Raw genomic sequence first — 15173 nt, forward strand, 5'->3', positions numbered from 1 at the left:
CCGGTATCGCCCACCACTTCTTTTCTCTATCTAATGAGCTTATCAACCTATGCCATCGCTGTAATAGTTGGTATAATATTGAGATTGTTTATCAATAACATCAAAAATTTATGCTTGCCTTTCTTCGTTTACCTTTTTTGCTGCTTTTGCTCAGCGCCTCAATGTTTGCAGTTTGCCGCCTGCTTTTTATCGGGCTATATTCCGATTATTTTAGCACATTAACCTCAACACAATATTGGCATGCGTTTTGGCAAGGCTTTCGCTTTGATATGCATATCAGTGTGATTGTATTTTCACCAATATTATTAATTAGTGCCTTGCCGCTAAAAGTTATTCAAAAGCCACTGTTACTCAAAATACTCGCCTATATCGGACTGCTGTTATCATTAATTATGCTGGCGTTAACCTTAATCGATATCACTTATTTCGGCGAAGTTTATCGCCATATCGGGCAGGAGTTGTTTCAACTCACAGACGATTTTGATCTGATTATAGAATTGGCATTAACCTCACGCATTATCTACACCTTAGCTGGTATTTTATTCCTGATTTTATTTGTGATTTGTTATAAAAGTGCGGTTATCAACACCATTACTCGCCAATCAGTGACATTACCTCAACCGATTTGGTTACGGCTTATTCTTTACGTAGCTTTCGTTTTGTTCTGTTTTTGGTTGGCACGCGGCATGATTATACAAAGCCGCCCGATCGGTTATGCCGATGCCTTCAAACACAACGCTACATCTGCCGAATCCAACCTTATTCTGAACAGCGTATTTGTTATTTCGAAAGAGGCAAAAAACCGTCAATCTAATACAAAACTTGATATTTTAACTGAACAAGAAAAGCAACAATGTCACAAAAAATGCGTCGACAATTTTCAATTTAAGGCAACATCAGCCTCCTCAAACAATACAAAGAAAAATGTGGTATTTATTTTGCTGGAAAGTTGGAGTTATCAATATATCGACGGACTCGCAGGCAGCCATTATCAAGTCACACCGTTTATCGACAGCTTGATTCCAAAAGCACAAGTTTGGGATCGTTTCTACGCTGCCGGACAACGCAGTATTATCGGCATCCAAGCGGCACTCACCTCAACACCGGCATTAAATAATTTTCCGGCACTTGGTTTTGGTCTGGAGTTAAATCGGCTGAATAAACCGGCTGAAATCCTCAATCAACACCACTACCGCACTTTAATGCTGCAATCATCAAATCGCCGCTCATTTAATATGGATGGTATCGCCAGCATTCTCGGTTTTCAGGAATATTACGGCAAAGAGGATATCCCTTTGGTTCGGCAATATCCGCAGGATACGCCAAAATTTGGCTGGGATTACGATAGCTTGATGTTTTTAAACCAGAAGTTGAATGAAACCGAATACCAACAAAAACCGTTTTTTGCGTTTTTATTTACCGGCACAACACATGAACCCTTTGCCGATCCCGGCGCTGAATTTCATGTTTATCCCCATGATAATGCTAACAAAAACGGATTTTTAAATACTTTGCGCTACAGCGATTGGTCTTTGCAGCAATTCATGCAAAACGCCGCTCAACAGCCTTGGTACCACAACACTATTTTTATTTTTACTGCCGATCATGTCCTGAAAACCAGCTCTGACCATCTGCATGAACAATTTCATATCCCATTGATTATCTATACTCCCGATGGCAGCTTAGCACCGCTGCGCCACCAAATATTAGCAACGCAATATGACTTGCTACCAACTCTATTTGATTTACTCGGAATAGGCGACACCATCAGCACATTCGGTCAATCGCTGCTGCATCCACAAATGCACAACCCACCGCTAATGCTCAATCGAGGCGATGCAATCGGTGTTATCTCAAATAGTGGAAGTGCGGTTTTAAATGGAGAACAACAGTCAGAACTGAGCAATACTTCGCCAGCTTTACAACAAGAAATTCAGCAATTAAAGTGGAAAATTATTGGCGCGGAGCAAAAACTTAAGAAAAATCAATGGGTAGAATAATCCCCGAATCATCATAAATTCGGGGGTTGTTGAGCTACTGAGCATGTCGCTGTTTTAACTTGCCAATCACATCTGCCCAAGATAAATCGGCATCTTGTAATAATACGGTCAAGTGATAAGCCAAGTCCGCTGCTTCGCAAATGGTTTCATCACGATCTTTTACCGTGGCGGCAAGTGCGGTTTCAACGCCTTCTTCACCGACTTTTTGCGCAATGCGTTTAGTGCCGCGCGAATACAGGTGTGCGGTGTAAGAACTGTCCGGATCCGCGCCTTTGCGCTCGGCGATCAATCGCTCCAACTTGCTGAAGAAAATCCAATCCGGCTGCTCTTTATTGGCAAACTGGTGGAAACAACTTTCCGCCCCGGTGTGGCAAGTTTCACCAATCGGATCGGCTAAAATCAATAAAGCATCATTGTCACAATCTAGGCTGATATCAACCACGTTTAGGAAATTACCCGAAGTTTCGCCTTTTGTCCACAAGCGTTGCTTGGTGCGCGAGAAAAAGGTGACTTTACCTTCAGCCAAGGTTTTTTCCAATGCTGCTTGATTCATATAACCCAGCATCAGCACTTCGCAAGTGGTGGCGTTTTGTACGATAACGGGTAATAGATTATCGACTTTTTGCCAATTAATTGTTTGAATATCTAACATTTTTTATCCTATTTTAGAAGAACCTTAGCACCGCACTTCCACCCCTTGCTCCGCAAGGTAGGTTTTCAGTTCGCCGATATTGATAATTTGTTTATGAAACACGCTTGCCGCCAGTGCACCGTCGACATTGGCTTGCACAAACGCATCACGGAAATGCACCATTTCACCCGCACCGCCGGAAGCAATCAACGGCACATTGCACACTGCACGCACCGCCCTGAGCTGGGTTAAATCATAGCCTTGGCGCACGCCGTCTTGGTTCATCATATTCAGCACGATTTCACCGGCGCCACGCTGTTGCACCTCTTGCACCCAATCTAACAATTGCCAGTGGGTTTGACGGGTGCGGGTTTCATCGCCGGTATATTGATTGACCCAATATTTGCCACTGCTTTGTTCGAACCAACTGTCAATCCCAACCACAATCGCCTGCACCCCGAAACGATCCGCCAAGCGGGAGATTAGATCTGGATCCGCCAACGCTGGCGAGTTGATCGAAATTTTATCCGCACCGAAGGCAAACAATTTTTCCGCATCGTCGATAGTTTTAATCCCACCGGCAACACAAAACGGAATATCGATCACTTGCGCCACCCGTTCAACCCAGCTTTTATCCACGGTGCGCCCGTCCGACGAGGCAGTAATATCGTAAAACACCAATTCATCGGCACTCTCATCGGCATAACGTTTCGCCAACGGCACGATGTCGCCGATAATTTCGTGGTTGCGGAATTGCACGCCTTTCACCACCTGCCCGTCACGCACGTCTAAACAAGGGATTATCCGTTTTGCCAGCATTCAATCGCCTCCGCTACATTAAATTTGCCTTCTAATAACGCTCGCCCGATAATCACCCCGGCCACGCCCGTACCTTTCAACGCTGCCACATCCGCAAGCGAGCCGATGCCGCCGGAAGATTGGAATTGAATTGTCGGGTATTTGGCACAGATTTCGCAGTATAGATCCACATTCGAACCTGCCAAGGTGCCGTCACGCGAAATATCGGTGCATAACACATGTTGTAAACCGACTGATTGATAATCTTCGATCAATGCCTCCAGCGACACACCGCTGGCTTCCTGCCAACCGCTGATGGCAATAATTTTTTCGCCGTTGGCGGCAATGTTCACGTCTAACGCCAGCACGAACTTCGGCGCACCGTACTTTTCAAACCAGCCTTTGACCATCGCACGTTCTTTCACCGCGGTTGAGCCAATCACCACGCGATTTGCCCCCACCGCCAATAAATCCGCCACATCCTGCTCGCTACGAATGCCACCACCCACTTGTACCGGGCAATTTGTCGCTTGAATGATTTCCCCGATTAATTTTGTTTGACGTTTCGCCGGATCTTTCGCCCCGGTCAAATCCACCAAATGCAACTGTTGCGCCCCTTGCACCACATAATCGGCAAAAAGTGCGGTCGGATTAGACGAATAGTTAGTCTGCTTGCCGTAATCTCCTTGATGTAAGCGCACCACTTGACCGTCAATCAGATCGAGTGCTGGGATAATAATGGATTTTTTCATTGTGGCTATCTTTCCTATTTTTTGTTAATTTTAGCAATATTGCTAATAAGTGCTGAAAAATCAATCGCTTTTTGTTGAGTGACTACAGATTTCCCAGTCTCTTGTTCTAAACTTTCCCGAGCCACCTTGGCGACATTACCACCACGTTTTGCCACTTCTCGATTTTCATCAAAGCCCTGCGGGTGGCTAATTTGAGTAATATCTTTCGTTGCAGCTTCCGCCAGCATATTTAAAACCAGTTCAGTGGTGGACATATTGTCGCGTAAACTCTCTTTTTTTAACCCTTTGAACGATTTATATTCGCGCGTGGTCATTCCGCTCCAGGCTTGAGTAATTTCATTGGTTAAAATTGCAAATTCACGCCCTTGTTCCACCCCGTGATCCTGCCAAGCATCCGTCAATTCTTTACGCACCTGAATCGCCTGCAAACGTTGGTTAATCCATTCACGGGAGTAGCCTTTCTTCGCATAAGTTTCCAACGCACGATCAATCGTCAGTTCAGGATCAATAATTTCATCAATCCGCTCCTTTGCCACTTCCGCCAACCACATTTTAAACGGCTCGGCTTTTGGTGATGGAATAGACTGGATAATACGGAAAATACCTTGTGTATCAGTAGCATCGCTCTTATACATTTTTCCATCAGTAGATTGAAATTTCAGTTGTACGATTTTTTCGTACAACTCATTTGCCCCTTCTTCAACCTGTAATTTTCGTTTTAAATCACTCCAGTATCGACGGGGATTATTACTTTCTGTTAATGCCAGAACAATATCCACCACACTAAAAAACCATTCTTGTTTTTCTTCGTCCCAAACCGAACGAATCTGGCTATTTTCAAACAATTTAATCTCACTCATCAGGTTTTCCCTCCACTCAATTTAACTGTAATTATATACAGTATTTTGTAAGTGAAAAACCGCCAATAAGCGTTTTTGGAACAGTGATCGCAAAATACGAGGATCTAACCGCACTTTAGATATTTTCTACAAAATTGCGCAACAACTGTGCCCCCGCCTTGCCGGAGCGTTCCGGATGGAATTGCACACCATAGAAATTGTTGTGACCCAATGCTGCCGAGAACGCTACGCCGTAATCACAAGTGGCAATGGTGTTTTCGTTCGGCAATACGGCATAGCTGTGGACAAAATAAAAATGGCTGTTTTGTTCGATCTCGACAAACAGTGGGTGATCCACTTGATACTGCACTTGATTCCAGCCCATATGCGGTAGTGGCAACCCCAGATTCGGAATCAATTCCGTACGTCCGTGCATTAATCCTAACGTGGCTAAATTGCCTTCGCTTGAAAATTCGGTCATCAACTGCATGCCCAAGCAAATCCCCAACATCGGTTGACTGGCATTGAAAATAGCATCAATTAGTTGGCGGTCTTGTAGGTTTTTCATCGCCGCAAGTGCGGTACCGACACCGGGCAACAGCAGTTTGTCGGCTGCTTTGATTTCTGCTAAATCTCGGCTGATTTTTACCTGATAGCCCAAACGATCAAAGGCGAATTTTACCGAGGACAGATTGGCACAGCCGGTGTCGATAATCACAATATTGCTAGGATTAATCATCTTTTTACAACACCCCTTTCGAACTCGGCAACTGGTCGCTTTCAATTCGAATCGCTTGGCGTAAGGTTCTGCCGAAACATTTGAACAGCGCTTCAACCTGATGGTGGGCGTTTTTGCCTTTAACGTTTAAATGCAAAGTGCACGCCAAAGCATAAGAGAGCGACATAAAGAAGTGTTCCGCCATTTCGGTGCTGAAATCGCCCACTTTGTCACGGGTGAATTTGGCTTTGAATTTCAGATACGGGCGACCAGAGAGATCGAGCGCACATTCTGCTTTGCATTCGTCCATCGGCAGCACAAAGCCGAAGCGGGCAATGCCACGTTTATTGCCTAAGGCTTGTTTCAACGCTTCGCCAAGGGCAAGTGCGGTATCTTCAATGGTGTGATGGTCATCAATATGTAGATCGCCGTCCACCGTCACGTTCATGCGAAAACCGCCGTGGGTCGCGATTTGATCCAGCATATGATCGAAAAAGCCCAAACCGGTTTTGATTTCATTGATACCTTGCTCATCCAGCCACACTTCCACCCGAATATCGGTCTCTTTGGTGGTACGGGTTACGGCGGCATGGCGTGGCTTAAAGCCCGGCTTGCGAATCCGTTTTGCCAGAATTTTTTCAACAATTAAATCCCAATTCAGGTTTTCGGGGTGGTATTGCAACCCGGTAATGCCCAAATTATCCGCCAGCTGGATATCCGTCGAACGGTCGCCGATTACATAGCTGTGTTTCGGATCGAACAGCCCTTTATTGATATATTTTTTCAATAATCCCAGTTTCGGCTTACGGCAGGTGCAGTTGTCTTCCGGACGATGTGGACAGATCAAGACATCATCAAATTCAATACCTTGCGAACGGAACAGTTCCATCATCGCATTATGCGGCAGATCAAAATTTTTCTGCGGCAGTGATTCGGTGCCAAGACCGTCTTGATTACTGACCATCACAAAACGGAAACCTCTATCACGCAATTTCAACAATGCCGGAATCACGTTCGGTTCAAATTTGAGTTTTTCCAGACTATCAATCTGAAAATCGGTTTTTGGTTCATCGATCAACGTGCCGTCACGGTCGATAAACAGGATTTTTTGTGGCGTGGTTTGTGTCATGATGTTGTCCTTATTATTTTGCGGAAATCGCCCGAATCGCGTCAACCACGCGGCGGTTTTCTTGTTCTGAGCCAATGGTAATCCGGATGCAGTTGCTTAAGCCGAGAGCTTTGCTTTGATCACGTAAAATAATACCCTGATCCCATAAGGTTTTAAACACGTTTGTTCCGTTTTGAAATTTGACCAGAATATAATTCGCTTCACTAGCAAAAATTTGCGCCACAATAGGCAGAAGTAGCAGTTGGTTAATCAGCCAAGTGCGGTATTCGATCACTTCGGCAACCCGTTGCTGCATCTCTACCAAACGGTTTTGAGCCAGCGCCTGGCAGGCTAAATCGGAGACCGGTAGCGGAATCGGATACGGCGCAATCACTTTTTGCAATATGTTGATCAATTCCGGATTTGCCAAGGTGAAACCGCAACGCAACCCGGCGAGGGCAAAAGCTTTCGACAGGGTGCGGATAATCGCTAAGTGCGGGTAATTCGCCAATTCGTTTGCCATCGTCGCCTGCGGACAAAATTCGATATAGGCTTCATCCACCACCACAATCGCACGATCACGGGTCATCTCCAATAGTGTTAACAAGTCCTCACGTTTGACTACATTACCGGTCGGGTTGTTCGGGCTACAGACGAAAATCACTTTGACTTGCTCAAGATTTTGTTCGATTTCAGCTAAATTCAATTGGAAATCTGCCGTCAGCGCTACGGTTTTGCTTTGAATGCCACAGGTTTCGGCGCTGACCGCATACATGCCGTAGGTCGGCGGACAATACAGCACTTTGTCGTCCGCTTCGCAAAAGGCACGGATAATCAGCTCTATGCTTTCATCACCGCCACGGCTGACCAGCACATTCTCCGCTTTTAATCCGGCATAAGCGGCATAACGCTCCAGCAATTGTTGTGGCTGCGCTTCGGGATAACGGTTAAAAGTGCGGTTTTGCAGATTAAGATCCGGTGAAGTCGCATATTCATTGGCATTCAGCCACACGTCGCCCTTGCCGCCTAAACGGCGCGCCGATTGATACGGCGTAAGTGCTTGAATATTTTTGCGTGAAAGTTGTGAAATAGTCATAACGTTTTCCTCTTATCCCATCTTCGCCAAGCGGATACTGACCGCTTGTTTATGCGCATCTAGCTGCTCTGCGGCTGCCATCAATTCGACTGTGCGTGCCAGCTCTTTAAAACCTTGCGGGGTGAGTTCTTGCACCGTCATGCGCTTGCTGAAATCCGCTAAGCCAAGACTTGAGCTGGTGCGCGAGTAGCCGTAGGTCGGCAACACATGGTTGGTGCCGCTGGCATAATCGCCCATGCTTTCAGGGGAATATGCGCCTAAGAAAATCGAACCAGCATTGTCCAGTTGCGGCAGTAACGCACGGGCGTTTTCCACTTGTACGATTAAATGTTCTGGTGCATAGGTGTTGCTGATTTCAACGCATTGCTGTAAATCCTCAGCAATAATGGTGCGGCTGTGGCTCAGGGCTTTACGGGCGGTTTCGGCACGAGGCAGGCTGGCAAGTTGCTGTTCAATCGCAAGTGCGGTCTGTTCCGCCAATGTTTTGCTTGGGGTGAGAAAAATCACTTGGCTGTCTGCGCCGTGTTCTGCTTGCGATAACAGATCGCTTGCTACGAAATCAGGATCGGCAAATTCATCGGCAATCACTAACACTTCCGAAGGCCCAGCCTGCATATCAATTGCTGTGCCGAGTTGGGTGACTTGGCGTTTGGCTTCAGTCACAAAGGCATTGCCCGGTCCAAAAATTTTATCCACTTTCGCCACGCTTTCTGTGCCGAATGCCATGGCAAACACCGCTTGTGCCCCGCCCACTGCATAGATGGTTTCCACCCCACACAAATTGGCAGTGTAGAGAATTTCATCGGCAATCGGCGGTGGGGTACACAGCACCACTTTTTGACAACCAGCAATTTTTGCCGGAATAGCCAACATTAATACGGTCGAAAACAATGGTGCAGAACCGCCGGGAATATACAAACCGACTTTATTAATCGGGCGCGTCAACACTTCGCATCTGACCCCGGCTTGGGTTTCCACTTCAATCACATTGGGTTGTTGTGCTTGGTGAAACATCTCGATATTGCGATAGGCATTTTGAATCGCCTGTTTTAACGCCTCCGGCACACGTCTTATCGCTTGTAAAATTTGCTCGTTTGAAACTGCTAAGCTGTCCAACCGCACTTTGTCAAATTTTTCGGTCAGTTCAAGTAAAGCACTGTCGCCGTTTTGTTGCACCTTGATTTTAATCTCATTTACTGCTTGCTCGATACTAGCGGAGTTGGTGACTGCTGGGCGCTCCAGTGCGGTTACTTGCTCGGCTGCGGTGAGGTTGTTCCAGATAATGGTTTGCATATTCTTTTTCTCCGTTATTTCCGACAGCGACTAACGTCGCAATCGGTTACGCATAGATAAGCGGCGTTGCCGCTCTATTAAATATTATTTTCCAAATACTCATGTCGATATCCAATCTCTTGATCTGAAAGCAATATTTTTATTTCATTCTCAAAACTGAGTGATTGATGGTATACTTTTTGATTTTTAATATAATCAATAACTTTTTGTTTGTCCTGTTGGCTATAAGTTAATGCACAATATCCTTTTGACCACGCATAAAAATCAGGGAATTCCATTTTGTGTCGTTCTAAAAACAAATGTGTGGCATTTTTGAGCTCTTTCACAAAATCCGCTAAAGCAATAGTAGAATGTAATTCAACCAGCAAATGCAAATGGTCGGGCATTCCATTTATTCGATATAGCACCGAATGACGTTCTTGGATAAACAACCAAATGTAACGATATAATATTTCTTCATATTTTTCCGTGATAGCAGGCACGCTTTGCTGTGTGCGAAAAATAATATGATAAAGCAAGCGAGTATAACTCATCGTTCATTCTCTTACAGCCGCAAAGCGGCTGATCTATGCGTAACCGATTGCGACATTAGTCGCTGTCGGTAACAAGTTATTGATACAATAGAACTTAACCCATCATCTTCTCAATCGGCATCACCAAAATTGAGCTGGCGCCAACGGCTTTCAACTCTTCCATAGTCTCCCAGAACAGGTTTTCTTGGCTGACCACGTGCATGGCTACTTTGCTGTCATCGTGCGCCAACGGTAAAATCGTCGGGTGTTCGACGCCGGGTAAAAGTGCGGTAATGGCGTCCAGCTTGTCTTTCGGCGCATGCAACATAATGTATTTGCTTTCACTGGCTTGCTGCACCCCTTGGATACGGGTCAGCAGCTTATCCACCAACGCTTGCTTTTCATCGCTCAACTCCACAGCACGTTGGATTAAGCAAGCTTTGGACTGATAAATAATCTCCACTTCACGCAAACCGTTGGCTTCCAACGTGGCGCCGGAAGAGACCAGATCGCAAATTGCCGTAGCTAAACCAGCCGTTGGGGCAACTTCCACCGAACCGGTCAACAGACAGTTCTTGAACGGCACACCTTCTTCCTGCATATAACGTTTCAGCAAGTTCGGGTATGACGTAGCGATACGGGCATCGGTGAGATCCTGCACGCTAGTATAAACAACATCACGCGGCACAGCTAAGGATAAGCGACAGCCACCAAACTCTAGGCGTTTCAGCATTTTATATTGCACCTTATCCCCAGCAGACAGACGTCCCAACTCTTCCTCTTCCAACACGTTTTCGCCAATAATGCCCAGATCAACGACACCGTCGAAGACTAACCCCGGAATGTCGTCATCACGCACCCGCAGAATATCAATCGGCATATTTTCCGAATAGGCGATCAGGCGTTGCTCATTCCAATTAATTTTCACCCCGCACTGTTTCAGCAACTCTTGCGATTCTTTACTTAAACGTCCGGATTTTTGCATCGCAATCCGCAGTCTTTTTTTATCTAACATAATGATTTCCTTAAAATTCAAACCTAAAAAAACAAAACCCCTCGAAAGTATCCTTCCGAGGGGTTGTCATTGCTTCATCGTACATGACTCGGAAGAGGCTTATCTTCCAAGCAACACCACGAGCCTGAAAGAAATATCAGGTGTGATGATGGTGAGTTGCGGTACGACTAAAATTCATTGTTCAGTTCCTTATCAATCAGTTGTGTTTAACATACTGAATCCTTTTTTATTATGCAAGTATTATTTTCAAAAATACGCTAGGGTCTGTCGTACTGAAAACTTACACCACTGAGAAAAAACTCCATTTATTATGAAGTTCAGGTTAAAAATTAAAAAGAAAAAATTATTTTAGGAATACGTATCACAAAATAAATTATTTATTCAATCCGATACTTTATTGTGTAAATTAATATAATTCCGCCACTTAAATTTAGCCTTGAGATGGAGGAATTACTTATGAATAATCATATAAAACAACATACTTATTTGATTCGAAAAAAATTGGATCGTTTAATTAAAGACGTTACGGTTAATAGTTTATTTTCTGGATATGGATTTTATCAAAATAATCATCTGTTCGGCATTATGCAATCCGGTGTATTCTATTTGCGTGCCGAAGGTGATTTGGCACAACAATTGGAGCGATATGGTGCGGCTCCCTGCTTAGCTAGCAGTAACAACGCGCTTTCTCTTTCCCGTTATTATCGCTTACCACAAACGATTACTGAAAACGATATACTGTATCGTGAATTTTTACACCAATCGATCGAACAAGTCAAACAACAAAAAATTGACTTTCAACTTGCTCGCAAAAAACGGATTAAAGAGCTACCGAATCTCAGTATAAAACACGAACGTTTATTATTAAAGGTAAATATTACTGATGTGAACCAACTACGTCGTATCGGCGCAGAAAAAGCTTATATTTTGGCTAAAAAACAGGGTTTTTCAATCAATTTGGATTTTTATTGGAATTTAGTTGCCGCCCTCAAAAATATTCATGTTTCGCAGTTGCCTGAGGCACAAAAAGAACATGCTTTAGCAAAACTGAATAATTACTTACGCCAAGAAGGCTTACGGTCGGAAAAAGCGTAGCAATAAACCCAAAAATCGATACCGATTCACATTTCTGAATCGGTATCGGTTTTTTATGTTCAATTCGTGATCCCGATCACCATTTGGGAACGTTCCCATTGATAAAAAAATAAACAAGTCTAAAATCTGAGCGTTATTTTAATAAAATTGCTTAAGGAAAAATCATGGCAAAAAAACTGGATCCGCAAAACGTCAGCCGCCTCATTGAATTAGTCGGTGGTAAAAATAATATTGCAACCGTCACCCATTGCATTACCCGCCTACGCTTCGTATTAAACGACACGGCTAAAGCCGATGTGAAAGCGTTGGAACAGTTGCCAATGGTGAAAGGTTGTTTCACCAATGCCGGGCAGTTCCAAGTGGTGATCGGGCCGGAAGTGAGCGATTACTATCAAGAATTGCTAAAACAGACTAATCTCAGTTCCGCTGATAAAGAGGCGGCTAAAGTAGCAGCACGGCAGAATATGAAATGGCATGAAAAAGTAATTTCACATTTTGCAGAGATTTTTATTCCGTTGTTGCCAGCGCTGATCAGCGGTGGTTTGATTTTAGGTTTCCGCAATGTGATCGGTGATATTCCGATGTCCGACGGACAAACGTTGGTGCAATCCTCACCAATGTGGAAAACTATTTATGACTTTTTATGGTTGTTGGGTGAAGCAATTTTCTTCTTCCTGCCGGTCGGCATCTGTTGGTCAACGGTCAAAAAAATGGGCGGTTCACCGATTTTAGGCATTGTATTGGGGGTCACGTTGGTCTCTCCACAATTGATGAACTCCTATGGTTTGGGATCACAAGTACCGGAAGTATGGGATTTCGGTTGGTTTAGCATTGATAAAGTCGGGTATCAGGCGCAAGTGATTCCGTCTATTTTAGCCGGGATGGCATTGGCGTGGATCGAACGTGGTTTTAAACGGATTATACCAGATTATTTGAATCTGGTGATTGTGCCGGTCTGCTCATTGATCATTGCGGTATTCTTGGCGCATGCCTTGATCGGCCCATTCGGACGTGAAATCGGTAACGGGGTGGCAATTGCGGTGAAAGCGGCCATGACCGGCAGCTTTGCCCCGATTGGTGCGGCTTTATTTGGTTTCCTGTATGCACCGCTGGTGATCACCGGGATTCATCAAACCACCTTGGCAATTGATATGCAGATGATCCAAAGCCTGGGCGGCACGCCGGTTTGGCCGTTGATTGCACTATCTAATATCGCACAAGCCTCAGCGGTATTCGGTATCGTATTAATCAGCAAAAAACTGAACGAGCGTGAAATTTCGGTGCCGGCAACCATTTCCGCTTACTTAGGGGTGACCGAGCCGGCAATGTATGGCATCAACTTAAAATACCGCTTCCCGATGCTATGCGCCATGATCGGTTCAGCGGCGGCAGCATTGATTTGTGGCTTGGCAGGGGTGATGGCAAACGGCATCGGCGTCGGTGGTTTACCGGGAATTTTGTCAATTCAACCGCAATATTGGGGCATCTTTGCCTTGGCGATGCTGGTTGCGGTGGTGGTGCCATTACTGTTGACGATTCTGGTATATAAACGCCAAGCGGTAAAAGGCACATTAGCGCAATAACACACTAAAAAATTGAAAGTGCGGTTTTGAACCGAAATAAACAGACAAAAGGACAAGCAATGCAACAGACAGAATGGTGGAAGAACGGGGTTATCTACCAAATTTATCCAAAAAGTTTTCAGGATACCAGCGGCAACGGGCGCGGCGATATTCGCGGTATTATTCAACGCTTAGATTATTTACAGATGTTAGGTGTCGACGGGATTTGGATCACCCCGATTTACCCTTCACCGCAAATTGATAACGGTTATGATGTTGCCGATTACTGTGCCATCAATCCGGATTATGGCACAATGGCGGACTTTGAATTGTTGGTGGCCGAAGCGCATCGCCGTAACATTCGGATTGTTATGGACATGGTGTTCAACCACACCTCCACCGAGCACGCTTGGTTTAAACAAGCACAAGATCCGGAAAGTAAATACCATGACTACTATATTTGGCGTGGTGAAGATAAAACGCAGTCCCCCAACAACTGGCGCTCCAAATTCGGCGGCGGCGCATGGCAATGGAGTGAACAGGTCGGCAAACACTATTTGCACCTGTTCGCCACCGAACAAGCAGATCTCAACTGGGAAAATGAAAAAGTCCGCCAACAGCTACAACAGGTTTGCCATTTTTGGGCAGATAAAGGCGTGGACGGGTTGCGCTTGGATGTGGTCAATCTGGTGTCTAAAAATCAGGATTTTCCAAATGATGATCAAGGCGACGGCCGTCGTTTCTATACCGACGGGCCACGGATTCACGAATTTATGCGTGAATTGAGTGAGCAGGTTTTTCAACCACGCGGTTTAATGACGGTCGGGGAAATGTCGTCCACCAGCTTGCAAAATTGCCAACAATACGCTGCACTGAACGGCTCAGAACTGTCAATGACCTTCAATTTCCATCATCTGAAAGTTGATTATCCCAACGGTGAGAAATGGACTTATGCGGCACCAGACTATGTGGAACTGAAGTCGATTTTCAACTACTGGCAGCAAGGCATGCACGGCAAAGCGTGGAATGCGCTGTTCTGGTGCAACCACGATCAGCCACGGATTGTGTCACGTTTTGGTGACGAAACCGCACTTCATACGATTTCCGGCAAAATGCTGGCCATGGTATTGCACGGCATGCAAGGCACACCGTACATCTATCAAGGCGAAGAGTTCGGCATGACCAATCCGGGCTTCACCCGCATTGAGCAATATCGTGATGTGGAAAGCCTGAATATGTACCAAGAGTTGTTAGATAAAGGTTTGGATCAAGCCTTGGTGCTGAAAATTTTAGCCCAGAAATCACGCGACAACAGCCGTACCCCAATGCAGTGGAATACGCTAGCCAACGCTGGTTTCAGCACTGCCGAACCTTGGATCGGCGTTGCCCCCAATTATCGGCAAGTGAATGCCGAAAGTGCGGTCAACGACCCTGATTCGGTATTTTATTGCTATAAAAAATTGATTGCGCTGCGTAAATCCCTACCAATATTGACTGACGGTGATTATCAGGATCTGTTGCCACAACACCCGTCCGTTTGGAGCTATCTACGCACTGACAGCAAGCAAAAATTGTGGGTGCTGGCCAATTTAAGCAATCAAACACAATCACTTGAACGTCCGCAACAGACTGCCGGTGAATGGCAAACTTTATTGCATAATTATCCGCAAGCATTGGCTTTGGGCGACAGCATTGAATTGGCGCCTTATCAAGCGGTGTATTTGCTACAAAGTGTATAACTAAACAAAGATCAA

At 45.2% G+C, this 15173-nt stretch carries 14 protein-coding genes and 1 other annotated feature; of the genes, 4 read left to right on the top strand and 10 right to left on the bottom strand.

Going from position 1 to position 15173, the window contains the following annotated elements:
• Positions 1 to 110 precede the first annotated feature (110 nt).
• A complete protein-coding gene (locus FHQ23_RS08160; protein WP_139613881.1) occupies positions 111 to 2000 on the top strand; it encodes an LTA synthase family protein in 1890 nt (629 codons plus the stop codon).
• 34 nt (positions 2001 to 2034) lie between these two features.
• On the opposite strand, the gene hisIE is transcribed toward FHQ23_RS08160, so the two are convergent.
• From hisIE to hisG, 10 genes are all read right to left on the bottom strand, one after another.
• Entirely contained in the window at positions 2035 to 2652 is a 618-nt protein-coding gene (hisIE, locus tag FHQ23_RS08165) for a bifunctional phosphoribosyl-AMP cyclohydrolase/phosphoribosyl-ATP diphosphatase HisIE (protein ID WP_176552282.1), read from the bottom strand.
• Positions 2653 to 2676: 24 nt separating this feature from the next.
• A complete protein-coding gene (hisF, locus tag FHQ23_RS08170) occupies positions 2677 to 3450 on the bottom strand; it encodes an imidazole glycerol phosphate synthase subunit HisF (RefSeq protein ID WP_139613882.1) in 774 nt (257 codons plus the stop codon).
• Complete coding sequence (gene hisA, locus FHQ23_RS08175) at positions 3432 to 4181, bottom strand: 1-(5-phosphoribosyl)-5-[(5-phosphoribosylamino)methylideneamino]imidazole-4-carboxamide isomerase (RefSeq protein ID WP_139613883.1); 750 nt, start codon at positions 4179 to 4181, stop codon at positions 3432 to 3434. Before hisA ends, hisF begins: the two co-directional genes overlap by 19 nt.
• 14 nt (positions 4182 to 4195) lie before the next feature.
• A complete protein-coding gene (locus FHQ23_RS08180) occupies positions 4196 to 5041 on the bottom strand; it encodes a BRO family protein (RefSeq protein WP_139613884.1) in 846 nt (281 codons plus the stop codon).
• A 115-nt stretch (positions 5042 to 5156) separates the two neighbouring features.
• The gene (gene hisH / locus FHQ23_RS08185) at positions 5157 to 5759 is read right to left on the bottom strand and encodes an imidazole glycerol phosphate synthase subunit HisH (RefSeq protein WP_139613885.1); all 603 of its coding nucleotides are present in this window, start codon (positions 5757 to 5759) and stop codon (positions 5157 to 5159) included.
• Positions 5760 to 5763: 4 nt separating this feature from the next.
• Positions 5764 to 6867: a bifunctional histidinol-phosphatase/imidazoleglycerol-phosphate dehydratase HisB gene (hisB, locus tag FHQ23_RS08190; protein ID WP_139613886.1), complete on the bottom strand. Its 1104-nt coding sequence runs from the start codon at positions 6865 to 6867 to the stop codon at positions 5764 to 5766.
• Between the two features lie 13 nt (positions 6868 to 6880).
• Positions 6881 to 7942, bottom strand: coding sequence for a histidinol-phosphate transaminase (gene hisC, locus FHQ23_RS08195; protein WP_139613887.1), 1062 nt, complete (start codon positions 7940 to 7942; stop codon positions 6881 to 6883).
• 12 nt (positions 7943 to 7954) lie between these two features.
• A complete protein-coding gene (gene hisD, locus FHQ23_RS08200; RefSeq protein ID WP_139613888.1) occupies positions 7955 to 9235 on the bottom strand; it encodes a histidinol dehydrogenase in 1281 nt (426 codons plus the stop codon).
• 77 nt (positions 9236 to 9312) lie between these two features.
• A complete protein-coding gene (tnpA, locus tag FHQ23_RS08205; protein WP_139613889.1) occupies positions 9313 to 9768 on the bottom strand; it encodes an IS200/IS605 family transposase in 456 nt (151 codons plus the stop codon).
• 94 nt (positions 9769 to 9862) lie between these two features.
• On the bottom strand, positions 9863 to 10762 hold the full coding sequence (hisG, locus tag FHQ23_RS08210; RefSeq protein WP_139613890.1) for an ATP phosphoribosyltransferase: 900 nt from the start codon (positions 10760 to 10762) through the stop codon (positions 9863 to 9865).
• Positions 10763 to 10791: 29 nt separating this feature from the next.
• Positions 10792 to 10917 (bottom strand) — a sequence feature (His leader region).
• A 301-nt stretch (positions 10918 to 11218) separates the two neighbouring features.
• Between hisG and FHQ23_RS08215 the strand changes: the two genes are divergently transcribed.
• From FHQ23_RS08215 to treC, 3 genes are all read left to right on the top strand, one after another.
• A complete protein-coding gene (locus FHQ23_RS08215) occupies positions 11219 to 11857 on the top strand; it encodes a TfoX/Sxy family DNA transformation protein (RefSeq protein WP_176552283.1) in 639 nt (212 codons plus the stop codon).
• A gap of 164 nt (positions 11858 to 12021) precedes the next feature.
• On the top strand, positions 12022 to 13440 hold the full coding sequence (gene treB, locus FHQ23_RS08220; protein ID WP_139613892.1) for a PTS trehalose transporter subunit IIBC: 1419 nt from the start codon (positions 12022 to 12024) through the stop codon (positions 13438 to 13440).
• A gap of 59 nt (positions 13441 to 13499) precedes the next feature.
• Positions 13500 to 15158: an alpha,alpha-phosphotrehalase gene (gene treC, locus FHQ23_RS08225; protein WP_139613893.1), complete on the top strand. Its 1659-nt coding sequence runs from the start codon at positions 13500 to 13502 to the stop codon at positions 15156 to 15158.
• Positions 15159 to 15173 lie beyond the last annotated feature (15 nt).

Source organism: Testudinibacter crocodili, from assembly GCF_006228025.1.
Classification (GTDB): Bacteria; Pseudomonadota; Gammaproteobacteria; order Enterobacterales; family Pasteurellaceae; genus Chelonobacter.

Coding starts and splice junctions, on each gene's coding strand:
- FHQ23_RS08160 (WP_139613881.1), top strand. CDS start 111: ATGCTTGCCTTTCTTCGTTTACCTTTTTTGCTGCTTTTGCTCAGCGCC.
- hisIE (WP_176552282.1), bottom strand. CDS start 2,652: ATGTTAGATATTCAAACAATTAATTGGCAAAAAGTCGATAATCTATTA.
- hisF (WP_139613882.1), bottom strand. CDS start 3,450: ATGCTGGCAAAACGGATAATCCCTTGTTTAGACGTGCGTGACGGGCAG.
- hisA (WP_139613883.1), bottom strand. CDS start 4,181: ATGAAAAAATCCATTATTATCCCAGCACTCGATCTGATTGACGGTCAA.
- FHQ23_RS08180 (WP_139613884.1), bottom strand. CDS start 5,041: ATGAGTGAGATTAAATTGTTTGAAAATAGCCAGATTCGTTCGGTTTGG.
- hisH (WP_139613885.1), bottom strand. CDS start 5,759: ATGATTAATCCTAGCAATATTGTGATTATCGACACCGGCTGTGCCAAT.
- hisB (WP_139613886.1), bottom strand. CDS start 6,867: ATGACACAAACCACGCCACAAAAAATCCTGTTTATCGACCGTGACGGC.
- hisC (WP_139613887.1), bottom strand. CDS start 7,942: ATGACTATTTCACAACTTTCACGCAAAAATATTCAAGCACTTACGCCG.
- hisD (WP_139613888.1), bottom strand. CDS start 9,235: ATGCAAACCATTATCTGGAACAACCTCACCGCAGCCGAGCAAGTAACC.
- tnpA (WP_139613889.1), bottom strand. CDS start 9,768: ATGAGTTATACTCGCTTGCTTTATCATATTATTTTTCGCACACAGCAA.
- hisG (WP_139613890.1), bottom strand. CDS start 10,762: ATGTTAGATAAAAAAAGACTGCGGATTGCGATGCAAAAATCCGGACGT.
- FHQ23_RS08215 (WP_176552283.1), top strand. CDS start 11,219: ATGAATAATCATATAAAACAACATACTTATTTGATTCGAAAAAAATTG.
- treB (WP_139613892.1), top strand. CDS start 12,022: ATGGCAAAAAAACTGGATCCGCAAAACGTCAGCCGCCTCATTGAATTA.
- treC (WP_139613893.1), top strand. CDS start 13,500: ATGCAACAGACAGAATGGTGGAAGAACGGGGTTATCTACCAAATTTAT.